We start from the raw sequence: 17,520 nt of genomic DNA on the forward strand, positions 1-17,520 counted from the left end.
TCTCGGCTCTCATACCGCATCTCTTATTTTTAGTTATACGCTGGCAGAGCCTCGCATCACGCTGGCATCTTTCAGAAAGTCCTGAATTCTGGGCATGACCTGGCGCGCACGTGTGTAGAAGGCCAGATGCTTGCCACCCGGTAAAGCAAGCAGACGTGCGCCGGGAACCTGGCTTGCGACCGCGTGTGCATGCTCAAAGGGTACCTCGTCGTCACTTGTGCCATGGACGACCAGCGTTGGCGCCTGGATCTCGGCGAGAGGATAGGTGGTGATACGCGCGAATTGCTGCATATCATTAGTGCATCCAATTGCACGAATATCAAAGAAGAGGCAGGAGCTTAGCAGGTTGCGCAGTGTGCCCCCATTGGGGATGAGGCGCAGCAATCTGAGCAAACTATAGTACATGGGATCATAGATGACCAGGCGCTCATACAGGCCGCGATACCAGCGCCCAAAGGGACTCATCTCTTGCTTTAACTCGTCTTCGTCATAGTGTTGCGCGACCCCACTCAGCATAATCAGACCCTGGCAACGCTGAGGATGGCGCAAGGCAAACTGGATGGCGCTGGGTCCACCGCCAGATATGCCGATAATGGCAGCCTTCTCCTCACCCAGTTCATCGAGAAGTGCGGCGAAGAGATCGGCCTGCTCCTCCGGCGTGCGTCCACTCTCGATGGGGGTGCGCAAATAGCCGGGCCTGGAGGGCGCGATATATGTATAATTTGCATTGGAGTCATGGTCCATGTTCGCCATGATGCGTGCGCAAGCCAGGGCCTGGTCATACCCGCCAGGTGTGCCATGCGCGATGAGTACGACATTGCCCTTGCCAAAGCGCTGGTACTCAATGGAACCCAGTTTCGTCTGCACTACGTGGCTCTCTGTCAATAGACGTGCGCGCTCCTTCTCCCACCACCTCTTATAGGTGGCCCGCCCCCGCACCGCCATGACTCCCCCAGCCAACAGTGCCAGGGGCCAGAACAGATGCCGTATCCTCATGTCATGCTCCTTAGAAAATGAGACAGAGAACAATATTTAAAATGAATACGTTTTATCTCTTGATAAGTTCAAGAATAGAGCCACTGGCGTGAGACGTCACGCCAAGTAGAACGAATCATCTATATGAAGGGATACGCCAATGCGTCGGGCAGCAACCTGTATACTAAGAATGTGCAATAATAAGCATGTACTATACGTGCTGCTCTACTGAGCACACAAAGCGATCTGGAGGAGATTTTAAAAACATGGCTACTACTGGTACAAGCCGTACGCCCCTCACCCAGCTTTCAAGCTGGAAGGCGCTTGAGGAGCACTACCAGAAGATTAAAGATGTACATCTACGCAACCTCTTTGCCGAAGATCCTAAGCGCGGCGAGCGCTTGAGCACTGAGGCTGCTGGCATTTACCTCGATTACTCAAAGAACCGCATCACATCGGAGACGCTGGACCTCTTGCTGAAACTGGCGGACGAGGTCGGCCTGCGCGAGCGCATCAACGCGATGTTCAGCGGCGAGAAAATCAATGTCACCGAGCAGCGCGCCGTGCTGCACGTGGCTCTGCGCGCCCCCAAAGACCAGGTCATTAAAGTGGATGGTCATAACGTGATCCCTGAGGTTCACGAAGTCCTTGATAAGATGACCGATTTCTCCAACAAGGTCCGCAGCGGCGAATGGAAGGGCTACACGGGCAAGCGCATCCGCAATATCGTCAACATCGGTATCGGCGGCTCGGACCTCGGTCCCGATATGGCCTACCAGGCCCTGCGCCACTACAGCGACCGCGACCTGACCGTGCGCTTCGTCTCCAATGTCGATGGCACACACTTCGCCGAGGCTACCCGCGCCCTCAATCCCGAGGAGACGCTCTTCATCGTCTCCTCAAAGACCTTCACGACCATTGAGACCATGACCAATGCGCGCACCGCTCGCGATTGGGCACTGCGCACTCTCAAGGACGATGCCGCCGTCGCCAAGCACTTTGTGGCCGTCTCCACCAATGCTGAGGAGGTCAAGAAGTTCGGTATCGATACGGCGAATATGTTTGGCTTCTGGGACTGGGTCGGCGGTCGCTACTCCTATGACTCAGCCATTGGTCTCTCGCTCATGATCGCCATCGGACCCGAGAACTTCCGTAAGATGCTCGCGGGCTTCCACGAGATGGACGAGCACTTCCGTACCGCGCCCTTTGAGAAGAACTTGCCAGCCCTGCTGGGCCTGATCGGTATCTGGTACAACAATTTCTTTGGTGCGCAGACCGTCGCGGTCCTCCCCTACGACCAGTACCTGGAGAAGTTGAGCGCATATCTACAGCAGCTCGATATGGAGAGCAATGGCAAGCATGTCACCCAGGAGGGTCAGCCAGTAAACTACCAGACGGGTCCCATCATCTGGGGTCAGCCGGGTACGAACGGGCAGCATGCCTTCTACCAGCTCATCCACCAGGGGACAAAGCTCATTCCCTGCGACTTCCTCGGCTTCTACCAGACGCTCAACCCACTGCCACCACACCACGACCTGCTGATCGCCAATATGATCGCGCAGGCCGAGGCCCTGGCCTTCGGCAAGACCGCCGAAGAGCTCAAGGCCGAGGGCAGCCCCGACTACCAGACGCCTCACCGCGTCTGCGAGGGCAACCGTCCCTCGAACACGCTGTTCCTGGAACGCCTGACCCCCGAGACGCTGGGCAAGATTATCGCCCTCTACGAGCACAAGGTCTTCGTCCAGGGCACGGTCTGGAACATCGACTCCTTCGACCAGTGGGGCGTCGAGCTGGGCAAGGTCCTGGCCAAGCGCATCATTCCCGAACTTGAAGCGGAGAAAGAGCCTGAACTCAAGCACGACAGCTCAACTAACCGCCTCATCGAGCGCTATCGCCAGTTCAAGCGCAAAGCTTAAAATATAGAGGGATAAAAACTGTGGTGCAACCGTTAGTTGCACCACAGTTTTTATCCCTCTATATTGTCTAAAGCGAAGGCGACATTGCTGGTTGGCTGGATGATAAGCTCGCGGTAGATAATGCCCATGCGTTCAGGAGGATAGGGACGACCCTGCTGAAGCCACCATTGAATCAGGGAGATGGACGAGGTGACGATATGGTAGGCAGCAATTTCAAGAGGAACGGGGCTTTCGGGGCGAGCCGTTCTCTGCCGCAATATATTCTGCACGCTCTGTGCAATCGCCTCTTGCACTAGCGAGGAAGAACTCTGGCGTAAAAGCACGCGTATAACCTCCTCGTGCTCCTCCACATAATGAAAGAGAAGTGTGCCCACAATGGCGGCATCGCTGTGCGTGGAGAGATCGGGAAGCCTGGTCATCAATTCGTTTAGCACGACATCCAGCACATCACGCAAGAGCGCATCTTTATCTGGATAATGGCGAAAGAAAGTCGCATAACCAACCTCCGCGCGTTCGGTAATGTCGCGAATAGTAATCTTATCGTATCCGCGTTCCAACGTTAGCGCGATCAGAGCCTTCACTAATAATTGTTGTGTGCGCTTCACACGCCTATCCTGGGTAGTCATGCACACCCCTTACACCTGAGCGCCGCAGGCGTGAAGAATGACGCTTCTCTCATTTCCTTGACCTTTTACCGCTTTATGAGTTATCGTATATATTATGATTCACAGTATATCATAAGTATGGCTGAGACAAGGTAGTTTTTTTCACGCGTATAGAAGGAAAGAAGAGAAGGAGATAGGCACAGAGATGCAGGCACAACAAAATACTGACACGACAGCAGTATGTCCATTTCCGCATCATTTGCTGAACCAGCAGAAGACCGCCAAAGAGCCCGACTACGGTGCGCCCGCTATAGAGCGCGATGCCGAGGGCACATGGCATATCCGTAATTTCGAGGGTATGCGTTCTATTCTGCGCAGCGGTGATACACGCCAGGCAGGCTTCAATGCCGAGCTGATTACACGCATCCCTAATATGACGAATACGCCTATTCTCTACCTGGAGGGGCAGGCGCACCATCAGCAGCGCAGGCAGACAGCCCGCTTCTTCGCGCCCAAGGTCGTCAGCGATAAATATTACCAGGTCATGGAGAAGCTAGTAGACGAGATCATTGCCGAGCTGCAGCAGAAGCGGAGCGCGGACCTCAGCCAGCTCAGCATGAAGCTGGCGGTCCGCGTGGCAGCCGAGGTGGTTGGCCTGACCAATAGTCGCCTGCCAGGGATGGCGAAACGCCTGGAGGCCTTCTTTGGCAGCGAACCGCTCACCTTTAACTGGACACCACGCGTCCTGCTGAGCTTCTTACGCAACCAGACGCGCATGGCGGCCTTCTACTACCTGGATGTTCAACCAGCCATTAAAGCACGCAAACGCAAGGCGCAGGAAGATGTCATCTCACACCTGGTCGCACAGAACTATAGCCAGGTTGAGATCCTGACCGAATGCGTCACCTATGCCGCTGCTGGTATGGCGACCACTCGCGAATTCATCTCGGTTGCAACCTGGCATCTTCTGGAGCAGCCCGCGTTGCGCCAGCGTTATATGGAAGCTTCGGAAAAAGAGCGCCATGCCATTCTAGAGGAGATTCTACGCGTAGAGCCAGTTGTTGGCCATCTCTATCGCCGCGCCACTGCCGAGATCACTCTTGAGCATGAAGGCACCAGCTATACCATCCCCCAGGACGCCCTGATCGACCTGCACATCTATAACGCCAATACCGATGAAGCCATGGTCGGCGATCATCCCCTGGCGATCTGCCCTGTACGCGAGCTGCATGGAGAGCGTCTCTCGCCCGCCATGATGAGCTTCGGCGATGGCGGACACCGCTGCCCCGGCTCCTATATCGCCATCCAGGAGACAGATGTACTGCTCCAGCGCCTATTCTCCCTCGATACCCTACATATCGTGCACGCCCCCAATGTCAGCTGGCACGCTATGATCAAAGGCTATGAGCTTCGCCAATTCACCATCGCCCTCTAAATAGGTAGTATAAAGGGGTGTGGGGGTGATCGGCTAGCCGATCACCCCCACACCCCTTTATACTACCTATTTCACAAATAATGGAAAAGCAAAAGCAGTATCTCAAGCAAAAGACCTTTTTTCTCATTTTAATTGTAGCATAGTTGTCAAGTCAGCGGCAACGGGCTTTTGGCCGATGTTTTTGGGTTAGGCTCCCTGTATACTCAACGTCTCATTTTATTTACCCATAGAAACATACATAAGGGAGGGAGACAGGGCCAATGATGACTGAAAATACAGCGCCGCCAGTAGAGGCAGGACCAAAGGGCTTGTGGCGCGCCTTTGCCTCGCTGAGGCATCGCAATTATCGCCTGTACTGGTCGGGACAGGTGACCTCACTGCTGGGTAGCTCGATGCAGACCATCGGCCTGGCCTGGCTGGTACTGGAGATTACTCATAGCGCCTGGCAACTTGGACTGGTGGGAGCCTTACAGGCCGTACCCATCCTACTCTTCTCGCTCTTCGGAGGCTTAGTAGCTGATCGCTGGCCCAAGCGGCACGTTCTCTTTGTGACCCAGGCTGTGGCTATGCTCCAGGCGCTGCTCCTCTGGGTGCTCACAATCAGCGGAGTCATCCAGGTCTGGCATCTGTATCTGCTGGCGCTCCTGCTGGGATGCATGAACTGTTTGTACAGGCCTGCCAGCAGCGCCTTTGTCGTTGAGTTGGTTGGGCGCGAGGACCTGCCCAACGCTGTGGCCTTAAACTCATCTCTCTCCACGCTGGCTCGCATCGTGGGTCCCGGGTTAGCTGGGATTATTCTTGCTGGAAGCGCTGTCAGCGTGCTCTTTATCATCAATGCTCTTAGCTTCCTCGCGGTGCTTATAGGTCTGGCATTCATCGACAACGATAAGCTGTACGCCCAGGCGCGCCAGGTTGCTGAAGCAGGCGCGCGACAGTCAATGTGGCAGAGCCTGCGCGAAGGTTTCGCCTATATCAGGGAGACGCCTGTAGTATTGCTGTTACTCCTGGTGGTGGGACTGGTATTGCTCTTCGGCTCAAACTTCAATGTTGTGCTTCCCCTCTTCGCTACAGATATTCTGCATATGGGGACAACAGGCTTTGGCTTTCTCTCCGCTGCCTCCAGCATTGGGGCGCTGCTCGCGACGCTCTGGCTTGCCTGGAGTAACCAGAAACCAACCATGCGCCGCATGCTGCTCGGTACGCTGATCTTCGCGATCCTGGAGCTAGCTTTTGCGCTCTCACGACTCTATCCCCTGTCCATAGTACTTATCGCCAGTGTAGGCTTCGCAGAGAGCACATTTGCCGCTCAGGCCATCACCACCCTACAAACAGTGGTCCCGGACCATCTGCGTGGCCGCGTCATGAGCGTACAGGTGCTCATATTCGATGGCAGCCTCCCGCTGGGTTATCTGCTGATGGGCTGGCTCTCCGCACTCTATGGCCCTATAGATGCCCTGCTCACTGGCGCGCTACTCAGCCTGCTAGCCGTGGTTGGAGGGTGGTTATGGCATATGATCATGCTATCGCATACATAAATCGCCTTGCGCTCCATTTGCACGAGAAAGCTTTCCAGGCCGGTAGGGAGTAGTCTAGAAAGCCTTCTCACGTGAATGAGGCCCGCCTCCTCAGGCAGACTTGAAGGCGGGCAGGACGCGTTGCGCAACGCGTTCCAAGTGCGCCATGATCGCGTCGTGAGGTATCCCTGGCGGATGCGACCAGAAACAGAGTTCGGTGAGGGGCGTATGTGTCTGCATCTCACGAATGCGTTTGACTACATTCTCAGGGGTGTCGACCAGAAGGCCCTGGCGCGACAACTTCTTAGGGTCTGTGGCGGGTGGTCGGGGCTGCTCGGCATCGGTGCCATAACGGGCATAGACATCCGCCTGATAGGCTAAAGCGGGCGCGAGCAGGGTCTCCCAATCGCGCTCGGGATCATCGCTCACCCACATATGCATACTGGCCACAACAGGAAAATTATGTATATCGCGACCATGCTGCTCCAGGTGCTTTTGCAATAGCTCACACTGGCTCTTCAACTCGTCAAGGGGATTATAGTTAACCGCCGCAAGGAAGCCATCCGCTAAGCGAGCAACACGCTCCAGGGCTGGCTCAGATGCTCCCCCCATGTATATAGGAAAATGCTCGCCCTGGGCTGGCCGAGGCGTCACGGGCAACGACTGGCCCTGATAGCCATCAGGCACTGGCTCCCCCTTGAAGGCGGCTCGCAGGTAATGCACGCCATCCTCCATGCGGTTGCGACGCTTCCGCCGATCAACGCCAAAGGTTGCAAACTCATGCTGGACATATCCCAGCCCAACGCCAAGCGTAAAACGCCCCTCACTTAAGACATCCAGCACCGCGGCCTCCTCGGCTAGCAGGCGGATAGGCCAGAGAGGTAGCAACACGATATTAGTGCCCAGGCTCATCTTCTGCACATGAGCCGCGAGATACGCCAGAAAGGTAAAGGGCGCTGGCAGGTAGCCATCGTCGAAGCCATGATGTTCAGTATCCCACACGCCAGCGAAGCCCAGGCGCTCGGCCAGGGTAATTTCTTCTATCAGCTCCCGATAGGTTGTCGTCGTCACTGGTTGCCCCCGCGTCGTTCGCCCATCTACCCAGAGCGAAAAGCGCAACGGACTCTGCCTGTTCTGCATCTCCATCTCTCCCTTTTAAATGTCAGCAGCAACATACCATGCATCTCCTTTCACACGCCTCGTCACACCTGGCAGTAACATAAAGAGTAAGGGAGTGTGGTAGTGGGATGGTTCAGCCATCCCACTACCACACTCCCTTCTTGGCGAGTCACTATGTGGCTCGCCAAGAAGTCATTTCTTTTTTTGCTCATGCGGGAGGCGCGCGAGCATCTGGCGGATGGTAACAAAATGATAGCCGCGATCACGGAGGGTTTGAATAATTGTCGGTAGAGCCTCAAGCGTTTGGGAACGGTCACCACCACCATCATGCATAAGAATAATGGATCCATTCTGCACATGGTCGAGCACATTATGCAGAATCGTCTTCACCCCCGGTCGCGACCAATCAAGCGAGTCGACATTCCAGGTTACGGTAACTAGTTTCAGGCTGGTAGCTACCTGAATAGAGGTCTGGTTGTATTCGCCATAGGGGGGACGCATCACAAAGGGGCGCTGATGTGTCACCCGTTGAATGGCGTCATTGGTATTCTGTAACTGCCAGTACTGGCTCTCCATGCTCAGACCAGTCAGGACGGGGTGATTCCAGGTATGATTCTCGATCTCATAACCCGCTTTATAGGCGCGCAGGGTGAGATCGGGAAAGGCTGTGACCTGGCGTCCAACACTGAAGAAGGTGGCTTTGATATGATACTTTTCGAGGACATCCAGCACCTTCGCCGTGAAGTTGGGGAAGGGACCATCATCAAAGGTCAGGGCCACTTCGCGCAGTTTCTCGTTCCCATGCGCAATCAGAGGGATATGCGTATCAGGAATTTCGACGACCTGTCCCGAACCCGCAAGCAGAGGACTCGCCGTGGCGAAAGCCACAGACGAAAAAGGTTGCACCGCTGGAACCGGAGAAATACTCGCATGTACCAATGTTTGCAATGAGTTTTTTTGCACTACAGAAGGTTGAGTAAAATAAAAGACGAATAATCCAGTCAATAAGAGGAAAAGGCTCACCAGCACCCCCAATTTGAGCAACAAGCCTGGGCGTTTGGCACGATATAGTAGTGAAGGGGATCGAATCTCCATATGATCCGCTCTTTTCTTGCATTTCCATGCAACGATCTTGGATGTCACAGTAATCGCTGCAAGCCATTGGATGAGCTTGCATACTCTACTCTAAATAACGCAACCTTCATTGCACAAGTTGCTAGGAGTTTTTTCCCTCAAAACCATTCTTTTCGCCGTTTTTATATCCATACTAATCCTCTCTGCTGTTTGTGGTGTGGAACGTAATCTGTAAGGCACCGCGCTCTAATGCTTCAATCATTTGTTGTACGTCCCGTTCGGTTGTCGACTAGTTGACAAATGCTGCACGTATCGCCGGTTTGCCAGCAAAAAGGGTGGGCGTGAGCACCACCTCACCATCACATTTCAGTGCTTCTAAGAATCGATCACGCTGATCTGCATCTGTTTTACGTAAAGCAAAGCACACAATATTGAGGGATACCGGGGCTAAGAGCTCAAAGTGTGTGGATTGCTCGATGCTTTGTCCCAGTTTCTGGGCGAAAAGACAAGATTGTGCGACCAGCGCTTGATAGCCGGAACGACCATAGGCCATCTCCTGCCTGTCTTGCGCCGCCCAGCGCGATTTGCAGAGCCAGGGTAGCGGTAGAACCGGTACGTGGACTCCCTCCCTGGCCAAGAATAGTGACGGTCATGTGTCCTTCAGAAAGAAGAATGCGGGTAAACTCATCCTGAAGAGAACCGCTGCGCTCTTGACAAGCTCTCTTGCTATCCAATATAAAAGAGAATAGATCGAAAAAATAGATCCAATTCAAATATGATTGGTATGACCTAAGTTTTGGCCAAATAAATGGCGACATGCGCAGGAGCGACGAAGGTTTGGAAAGGGCTGAGTAAGACAGGAGCCAGCGGAGCATCCTGATTGAGTCCGATCTGACGGACGCGCCCCCACGCATCAAGGAGGAGAAAGCCACTGATATGAAAAACATCGCGTACCAAACGCAAAGGTCCGTAGTGCTGCACCGCAGAGGTCGTTACGACCAACCACTCTTGTGCCCAGACGAGCACATTGTGGACCAGGCTGCCCAAGAGCATAACCATCTGTTGCGCTTCAAACCGCTTTTTGCTGCGCTTGCCGAGGGCACCCCCCTGTTTGTCGCCTTTGAACGAGGTTTCGACCCCACCTCCACGCTGATCGTAGAGACGCAGGTGGGCAAGCAGCAGATCCTTGACAGGATCAAGACTGTGGACAAGCAGGCCATCACTCAGTTCTTCAACCTCATCGGGCAGCAGGCTGCAGATCAGGACCGCGATGCCCCACTGTCCATTAGGTTTGCGCTTACGAACTGCGATGCGCCTCACAGGCCGCACATACTCCGGCGCTTCCACTTCGACCCATCCCACTTGCCGCCCCGGCTCATCGGGATCGTCAACCCAACGGGTCACGGAAGCTGCCAGGCGAGTCGCACGTTGGCCGGAGTAATCCTTGCACAGGATCTGGTAGCCTTGGGTGAGCGACCAGTTCACATCGTTCATGCTGCCACCCCCAGCATCCACCCGCAACAGGGTGCGCGCGCGTTTCGCGCCATTAAGGTCCAGGATCTCCTCGGCAGCTTGAACCAGAGGCACAAACGCCTCGGACAGTTTGGTCCGGCCCTCAAAGAGTTGATCGACGACGACTTCCCCGTAGCGGGTCGCCAGGACACGGCCCAATTGCCGTCCACGGCGGTTGCGCGCCCCAGCAAAGTAGCCTTTGGTAGCCAGAGCAGCCTTTTTGCCACACGGCAGACCCGTGAGATCAACATCCAGGATTTGAAATTGCCGATGGTAGTCATGCCGATAGCCTTGGCTGTGTTGGCGATACATCAGCTTCATCGCGTGCTCCATTTGCTTCACCGTCTCGGCGGTACAGGCAGAGAGCGTTTCCTGGACGACCGATTGCTCGGCGCAGCGCGTCCGTCCAAACGCGTGTTGCAGCGCACGATCGCTCCTCAAGCGGCTGTTGATCTCCACCAGCCCTGTGGCTCCCGCCAGGATACTGATGAAGGCATCGGACAGTTTCTCAAAGGGCGTGTCTTTCACGGTCTTCTGCGGGATCTGAACGAGCTTTCGGATCGGTGCCAGCAGATCCAGGGTGCGTAGTTTGATGCCCAGTGCGGCTAGGCTCGCACATCCGGTAAAACGTTGGGTCAGTTTCATCGTAGATTCTGTCATGATGATGAATCTCCTCTTGTTTGGTTGACTTTCTGCAAGAGCTATAGATCATCATCTTTTTCTTTGCAAGCTCTTCTTTTGCCAAGCTTGCTGCCACTATTTTGGCCAAAATTTACGTATGAAAAATGGATAGTCAGCAGTTTGTACATCTTCTTGGTCCCTGGACGACGAGACAGGGGCCATTGTATCGTCGTCTGACCTCCGCTCTCCACATGCTCATTCTGCGCGGGGATATTGCACCAGGAGCACGACTGCCTGCCGAACGTGTACTGGCTGAAGCGCTGGCGGTCAGCCGAAGCACGGTGGTTGCGGCCTATCGACTTCTGGAGCAAGAGCACTGGATTGAGCTCAGGCAGGGGAGCGGCGCCTTTGTCTGTTCACTGCCATTCGGTCGAACCTATGCCTCACCTGTTCCTCCTGCTTCGTTCAAGGCTCCCTGGCATCTTTCCCAAACACAAGAAGAGCAACTCATCGATTTTTCTGTGGGAACTCCTGGCCCTCTCCCAGAAATGCCAGCTTCTCTGTTTCACCTTTCTGGCCCCGACATCGAGCAAATGATGACCCAACGAGGGTACACCCCTCAAGGTTGGCGGCCTTTGCGCCAGGCTCTTGCCTCTTACTATCACCACTGGAATCTACCAACGTCGGCAGAACAGATTCTGGTGACAACTGGAGCCCAACAAGCGATCTCGCTGATTGCCACGCTCTATCTGCAACGAGGAGAGCGCGTCTTGCTCGAAAATCCCACCTACTTTGGGACGATTGATGTGCTACGGGCGCTGAGAGCGCAACTCCTCCCGCTTGCGATGGACGTGACCGGTATCGATCGATTTACGCTCCGCAAGCAGGTGAGAGAAACCTCCCCACGCTTACTGGTCGTCTCTCCTACCTTTCAGAATCCAACTGGCATGTTGATGCCTTTCAGCGTTCGGCAGGACATCGCTCAACTGTCAAAGGAGACGAAATTACCCGTGCTGGAGGATCTGACCTTTGCTGATGTCTTGCTGGAACAAGAAAGCCCTCCTCCCATTGCCGCCTATGAACAGAAGGCAACGATCCTCTCCGTCGGGTCCCTCAACAAGCTCTTTTGGGCGGGATTACGAATTGGATGGGTACGTGGGCCTGAGCCAATCATCGAACGGCTCGCCCATCTCAAAGAGACCAGTGATTTAGGCACTGGTTTGATCTCTCAAGCACTGGCGTTACAGGTTCTCCAGCACCTTGATTCTCTTCGGCGAGCTCGTCAAAATGAATTGCAACAGAAGCTCAAACTCATCACGGAGCTCGTTTCCACATCATTCCCCACATGGACCTGGCGGCCACCTGAAGGAGGATATTTTCTCTGGCTTCGATTGCCAGACGGCAACGCGCTTGAGTTTGCTCAAGTCGCGCTTCGCCATGGAGTCGTGATCAGCCCAGGAACACTGTTCTCAGTCGATAATTCCCACCAAGCATATATCCGTTTGCCCTTTCTTTTCGATGAAGAGACGCTCCGGGAGGGAATGAGAAAGTTGGCTCAGGCATGGGAAACCTATACAATGTTTTAATCCAAAGGAGTGTATGGAGGATTTCTTTATCGGGATTGCAAAATTTGGGACAATGTGGCACAGCAGATTCTGCTTGAGGAAGCAGGAGTTCTCTATACTGATTTTTTTGGCCAGCCCATCGATTACAGACATCCTTTGACGAAAGCGACAGAAATGTTTAGTTTTTGCGCGGCTCCCCCAGCTTTACATGGTCAACTCCAGCAAATTATTTCCACCTGGAAGATGAAGTGCGCTTTTTCATGAGAGGCATGAAGTTTCATGCCTGACACTCCGTCCTCTCGTGTGCCTTTCATCTAGTACGGACCCAACTGGGAGGACCAGCTAGACAGATAGCTGCCATAGGCTGAGGCGGTCTCGCTGGCATTATCCTGGACCATGCCGGTATAGCAGGAGGTCTGACCCGGCGCAACATACTTGTTGCCGCCAGTATCACAGGTAAAGGCCTTGCCATCATTTATGCGCACAATTTTGGCATTCCCATATTTACCTGAGGGGAGAGCCTTATCGAAGACGATCTTGGCCCAGGCAGCATGACATGTGACGCTAAAGCGGAAATAGATTGTAGCGCCCACGCCTCCTAACGTGACATGCCTTGAATGTGAGTTTGAGAGTGTCTGATCACACGTTTGCCCATTAACGGTGTACGTGGTCGGATTCTTGCCATCAACTGCCGCGATTATAGGTTTGGGCGTAGGTGTAGGTGTGGGGGCTGGTGGAGAAGCACTTTTTGTTGTAGAGGTTGGTGTGGGCGAAGGCTGTGTCGTAGAAGTTGAGGTAAGCGAGGGCCGCGGCGTAGAGGTCGAGGTAGGTGTAGTCTGCGAATGATTGTTGGTGTTAGAGTTATTCTTCGAAGCTGGCGTAAGGGAATTGCTGGGCGTGGCTGTGCTATCAGGAGCACCCTGACGATCACTGACAAGAGATGCTCCTCCTGTTGCAAGTTGATTCTGTAATAAACCTATGGGCACAGCGAGAGCCTGTATGCCAACAACAGAACCCGCCACTAGAACGCTGCCCAGCAATATCAGCATCACCAGCCCGATACTGGCAAGCGCGAAGTAGTGCTTCTTACTACTCTTACCAGTGCGCCCCGCAATGGATGTTTCTGGGTATATTGCGAGCTTCAGGGTATTGGAAGCAAGCTCGGTAGGTATAAGTGTTCTGCTCTCCTGGGAGACATCTTCCGTTTGTGTCGGCTCCTGGAGAGAAATGCTCTCATCGGCAGAAGCGTCGTTCTCCTGGTTAGCGGTTACTGACATAGATTCATAGGGATCGATGTCTTTAGTTGTTATGATCGTCGCCCCAGTAGATACAACAGGCTCAAGCGTGTGTTCATCCTGGCTGGCTAATTGTAGCGCGGCGGCGAACTCCTGCACGCTCGCGAAACGCTTTTGCGGGTCACTGGCAAGTGCTCGCTGCACGACCTGCTCTACCTCCACGGAGAGGCGAGGGGCCAGCGCACGCAGAGACGGAGGCACGCCCTCATCTAACGCGCCCTGGAAGGGCGACTTGCCACAAAGCCATTCATAGACCATGACACCGAGCGCGAATTGATCGCTGGCGGGGCCAATCACACCAGTACGCTGTTCGGGGGCTATATACACAGAGTAGGAGATAGTATCCTGTTTGGCATCCAGCACATTAAGATATGTAGCATTATCGATCAAAGTAGCAAGTTTAAAATCACTGAGCAAGACCTTATCATCGGCATCAAGCAGTATGTTTCCTGGTTTGATATTGCCATGTACCATACATTGGTCATGCGCGTACTGTAAAGCCGAGGCAAGAGGTGTGATATAACGCAAAACCTCTTCAAGCGATAGCTGCAAACCTCTGGTGTGCCGATTACGCAAGGTACCATGTGGCGCATACTCCATTACCAGAAACGGCAACGACACAGGATCTCTACCAATACCACAATCTAATAGCGGCATGAGATGGGGATGTTCCAATTTTAGCGCCTGTACCTCGTCGAGAAAAGCCTTCTGATCTTCCTCTTTCGCGAGATTGACATTAAATACTTTCAGCGCGACCTCGGGCTGGTCCTTAACGTGCTGCCCAAGATAGACATCGCTGGTCTGCCCTCCGCCAAGCCAGCGAGACAGGCGGTAATCACCAAGTTGCTGACCAGATAGATCGATATACTTTGTCATTGCAAGCCTTCTCCAACACCTTGACACAAGATGAGACAGATCAAAATAAGTTATCTAAGAGCAATAGATGCGTCTATTGTATAGACAATTAATGCAATGCGTCAAGCAAGTACGACTTCTTTCTAGGAGTGTTCCCTTCTCAGAAGACTCTTCGCGCCTGCGGCGCTCAGCACGAGTCACCGAATCTTTTAGCACAACGTGGAAAATCAATTGCCCTTTAGCACGAAAGCTCAAGGAAAAGTGGCAGCCGTGACTATACGAATTGAGATTTATAGTAAGAAGCAGAGGAAAAACGCTGAAGTGGCTTAAACCGCTTCAGCGTTTTTCCTCTGCTTCTTAGGAGTGCCAGGCCATTAGACCGAATCATACATACATTAGTAAGTAATCTTTACCGTAGTGCCGATTGGTGCCCAGTTGTAGAGCCATGCCGCCGCGGGGACAGGCATATTGACGCAACCATGTGTACCATAATTGGCACTGGAATTACCACTGGAGTCGTGGTGGGGATACTGAGTACCGGGGCCATAGTTATAGCGCCACCAGGAATCGTGCAGGAAGTAGCCGCCATACTGGAACTCCAGGGCGTAGTTGATGTAGGTTGGCGCATAGTAATACGGCGATCCTACAGGGTAAGGCGAGTAGAACGTAGTTGGATGCAACTTTACAAAGATGTGGAAGGTGCCGGTAGGCGTTGGCAGTTCGGGTCGGCCCGTCGTCACCAGCGTCGTGTAGACCTGTCTGCCATTCTCATAAGCATACAGGCGCTCCTGAGAGAGATTGACCACGATAGATTTTCCCTGCCCAGAGGGAGCGCTACTACCAATCGAGATCAAGCCGCCATAAATGTAGCGGGGAGCGCTATTCGTGCTTGAGATGCGATACCAGGTACGAATACCACCCCAGACAATCTGGCCATTGACTGCCTGGTAAATGGTGACCCTGGTATTGGGAGCATACGTGGTAACCACGCTTGTGCCAGTTGACGTGCCGGTACGTACGTTTGCCCAGCCAGTTGTCAAGCCAACCTGTGTACTTTGCACTACTGCATTGTGATGTGTCTGAGCATACGCGGTCAGCGGAGCAGCAGCTAGAAGCCACGTCCCTACCAGGACAAGCGCACTAAGAACAAAAAATTTTTTCATGAGGGTTTGCATAGAATTTCTCCCTTTTAATGCAATACTGGATTCTCCCTCTAAAGATGAGTATATACATATTTCTCTCTAAATGGAAGTGTTTGATGCTCTTTTAAAAAGAACTAGGAAATCAGTGAGCATGCTCTGAGATCTCTATAAGCACGACCATGGGTGCCTATTTTCTATAATGACAGAACGCCAGCAAAAATCGCACAGAAGTGGGGAGAGAGAAAAAATACGCGGGGATCATTATGAATAGGCAGGCCTGGATGGGACTACAGCAGTTGTAGTCCCGCGCCAAGCACCGCCGCCAGCAGGACAACAATCCAGGGCGGGAGTTTCCAGAATGCCAGCAGGCCAAAGGCCAGTAGCCCCAGTGCAAAATCTGTAGGAGCGTGAATAGCGCTTGTCCAGATAGGCTGATAGAGGGCTGCCAGAAGGATAATCACTGCTGCATTAACGCCACGTAAGGCGGCCTGAAAGGGTTCAAAGGCCCGCAGACGATTCCAGAAAGGGAGAATACCAATCACAAACAGGAAGATATCAACTCTCCTCACATCTGTGATCTTAGCGTAGGTAAGGATATGTGGTAGTGAAGTGGCAGAGCCAATCCACTATCACATACCCTTACGGCGAGCCATGCAGTGACAAGAGTAGCTATACAATCTGGCTGATGGTCGAGGAAGACAAGGCAGTGGGAGTAGCCTTCTTCTGGCTTATGTGGCGTAAAAATTGGGTAATCATGGGCATGACAATGCGAGACTGCGTATAAAATGAGGCATGATCTCCACCTTCGATAGCAAAAAGCGTTGCTTGCTTGATTTTACGCGCCAGAAGTTCGGCATCCTCAATGGGAACATCAGGATCATCGGATCCATGAATAATAAGTACTGGAGCCGTGAGATCCTCTAAAGGGCTATCTTTGATGGCGGCAAAGGCGGTGTAGTCGGCATCGTAGCCAACTTTGCGCTGTGGAAAGACCGTGCCAGAACAAAGCATTCCCTCAACGGCATCGCCAAATGGTAGCAAGCGTGCGATAGGTGCAACGAGAAATAAGAATGGCTCAGATACCAGGAGGTATTCAATAAGGCGCGCCTGGGCCTTTGCCCAGAGCGAGGCTTGCGCTAACTTCTCTTGTGGGGCATAGCGACGCACAATGGCGCCAATCATAATCAGTCCCTGACAACGCTCAGGATGGCGCAGTGCAAATTGAAGTGCCGAAGGGCCGCCACCTGAGAAACCTATCACACTGGCCTGTTCAATACCTAATGCATCTAAGAGGGCAGCATAGAGATCAGCCTGGGCCTCGGGCGTAGCCCCGGAAGCCAGGGGGGTACGTAGATAACCCGGGCGTGAAGGGGAGATAAGCGTGCAGGAGTTCTCGCCCAGAAAACGCGCGAAATATAAACCTTGATCATAGCCACCCGGCGTACCGTGAGCGTAGATGACAACGGGACCTGAACCTGTAATCTGGTACTCCACAGGACCCAATGTTGTATTGACCACGAGGCCACCTTCTGACACACGCCTGGCCTCTTTATATTGCCAGGAACGATATGCCTTATGAATGCCCCATACAGAAACAGCGGCCATTGCGCCTAAGCTTAACCACAGGCTACTTCTACTCTTCTTCTGAAGAAACTCACCTTCACGTACCTGCTGAGAGCTTTTCTTTCTCTTAGAAGGATATTTCTGTTTGGAGAGTCCAAGCATAATTCCACATTCCTTCCACGCACTACAGGCTGGTTTACTCTATCCTAACGTCTCTGCGCAAGAGGCAGCCTTTATCTGACCGCTTGTGCACATTACAAATGCTACTCTACCAGACTTATCCCTAGCAGACAATTCACCGGGACTTCATGGCAAAGTAAAAAGGACAA

Annotated in this window: 13 protein-coding genes and 1 pseudogene; 4 read left to right on the plus strand and 10 right to left on the minus strand. The window is 53.3% G+C overall.

What is annotated here, in order from left to right; genetic code table 11:
- Positions 1 to 33 precede the first annotated feature (33 nt).
- Positions 34 to 996 (minus strand): alpha/beta fold hydrolase, encoded by a 963-nt coding sequence (locus JMJ16_RS04655; protein WP_201378817.1) that lies wholly within the window; start codon positions 994 to 996, stop codon positions 34 to 36.
- 245 nt (positions 997 to 1,241) lie between these two features.
- Here JMJ16_RS04655 and pgi point away from each other — a divergent pair, with 245 nt between their 5' ends.
- Positions 1,242 to 2,891, plus strand: a complete 1,650-nt coding sequence (gene pgi, locus JMJ16_RS04660) for a glucose-6-phosphate isomerase (RefSeq protein ID WP_201378819.1) — start codon at positions 1,242 to 1,244, stop codon at positions 2,889 to 2,891.
- A gap of 50 nt (positions 2,892 to 2,941) precedes the next feature.
- Here pgi and JMJ16_RS04665 read toward each other — a convergent pair whose 3' ends face one another.
- Positions 2,942 to 3,517 carry a TetR/AcrR family transcriptional regulator gene (locus JMJ16_RS04665; RefSeq protein WP_201378821.1) on the minus strand — a complete coding sequence of 192 codons (576 nt, stop codon included), beginning with the start codon at positions 3,515 to 3,517 and terminating at the stop codon, positions 2,942 to 2,944.
- Positions 3,518 to 3,701: 184 nt separating this feature from the next.
- Between JMJ16_RS04665 and JMJ16_RS04670 the strand changes: the two genes are divergently transcribed.
- Positions 3,702 to 4,931, plus strand: coding sequence for a cytochrome P450 (locus JMJ16_RS04670; RefSeq protein WP_201378823.1), 1,230 nt, complete (start codon positions 3,702 to 3,704; stop codon positions 4,929 to 4,931).
- A 260-nt stretch (positions 4,932 to 5,191) separates the two neighbouring features.
- A complete protein-coding gene (locus tag JMJ16_RS04675) occupies positions 5,192 to 6,466 on the plus strand; it encodes an MFS transporter (protein ID WP_236601190.1) in 1,275 nt (424 codons plus the stop codon).
- A 90-nt stretch (positions 6,467 to 6,556) separates the two neighbouring features.
- Here the strand turns inward: JMJ16_RS04675 and JMJ16_RS04680 are convergent, their stop codons facing one another.
- The 4 genes from JMJ16_RS04680 to JMJ16_RS04695 all read right to left on the minus strand — a co-directional run bounded on the left by JMJ16_RS04680 (position 6,557) and on the right by JMJ16_RS04695 (position 10,810).
- Positions 6,557 to 7,585, minus strand: coding sequence for an LLM class flavin-dependent oxidoreductase (locus tag JMJ16_RS04680; RefSeq protein WP_201378825.1), 1,029 nt, complete (start codon positions 7,583 to 7,585; stop codon positions 6,557 to 6,559).
- A gap of 171 nt (positions 7,586 to 7,756) precedes the next feature.
- Positions 7,757 to 8,659: a polysaccharide deacetylase family protein gene (locus JMJ16_RS04685; protein ID WP_201378827.1), complete on the minus strand. Its 903-nt coding sequence runs from the start codon at positions 8,657 to 8,659 to the stop codon at positions 7,757 to 7,759.
- Between the two features lie 268 nt (positions 8,660 to 8,927).
- Complete coding sequence (locus JMJ16_RS04690) at positions 8,928 to 9,191, minus strand: pyridoxal-dependent decarboxylase (protein WP_201378829.1); 264 nt, start codon at positions 9,189 to 9,191, stop codon at positions 8,928 to 8,930.
- Between the two features lie 236 nt (positions 9,192 to 9,427).
- A complete protein-coding gene (locus JMJ16_RS04695) occupies positions 9,428 to 10,810 on the minus strand; it encodes a transposase (RefSeq protein WP_201377970.1) in 1,383 nt (460 codons plus the stop codon).
- Positions 10,811 to 10,935: 125 nt separating this feature from the next.
- On the opposite strand from JMJ16_RS04695, the gene JMJ16_RS04700 reads away from it, so the two are divergent.
- Complete coding sequence (locus JMJ16_RS04700; RefSeq protein WP_201378831.1) at positions 10,936 to 12,357, plus strand: PLP-dependent aminotransferase family protein; 1,422 nt, start codon at positions 10,936 to 10,938, stop codon at positions 12,355 to 12,357.
- A 293-nt stretch (positions 12,358 to 12,650) separates the two neighbouring features.
- Here JMJ16_RS04700 and JMJ16_RS04710 read toward each other — a convergent pair whose 3' ends face one another.
- The 4 genes and pseudogenes from JMJ16_RS04710 to JMJ16_RS04725 form a co-directional block, all read right to left on the minus strand.
- Positions 12,651 to 14,507: a protein kinase gene (locus JMJ16_RS04710; protein ID WP_201378833.1), complete on the minus strand. Its 1,857-nt coding sequence runs from the start codon at positions 14,505 to 14,507 to the stop codon at positions 12,651 to 12,653.
- A 374-nt stretch (positions 14,508 to 14,881) separates the two neighbouring features.
- A complete protein-coding gene (locus JMJ16_RS04715) occupies positions 14,882 to 15,661 on the minus strand; it encodes a L,D-transpeptidase (protein WP_201378836.1) in 780 nt (259 codons plus the stop codon).
- Between the two features lie 254 nt (positions 15,662 to 15,915).
- Positions 15,916 to 16,179: pseudogene (locus JMJ16_RS04720) on the minus strand (chromate transporter); the annotation flags it as partial.
- A 118-nt stretch (positions 16,180 to 16,297) separates the two neighbouring features.
- Positions 16,298 to 17,164 carry an alpha/beta fold hydrolase gene (locus tag JMJ16_RS04725; protein WP_201378838.1) on the minus strand — a complete coding sequence of 289 codons (867 nt, stop codon included), beginning with the start codon at positions 17,162 to 17,164 and terminating at the stop codon, positions 16,298 to 16,300.
- Positions 17,165 to 17,520: the final 356 nt, after the last annotated feature.

The organism is Ktedonobacter sp. SOSP1-52, from assembly GCF_016587395.1.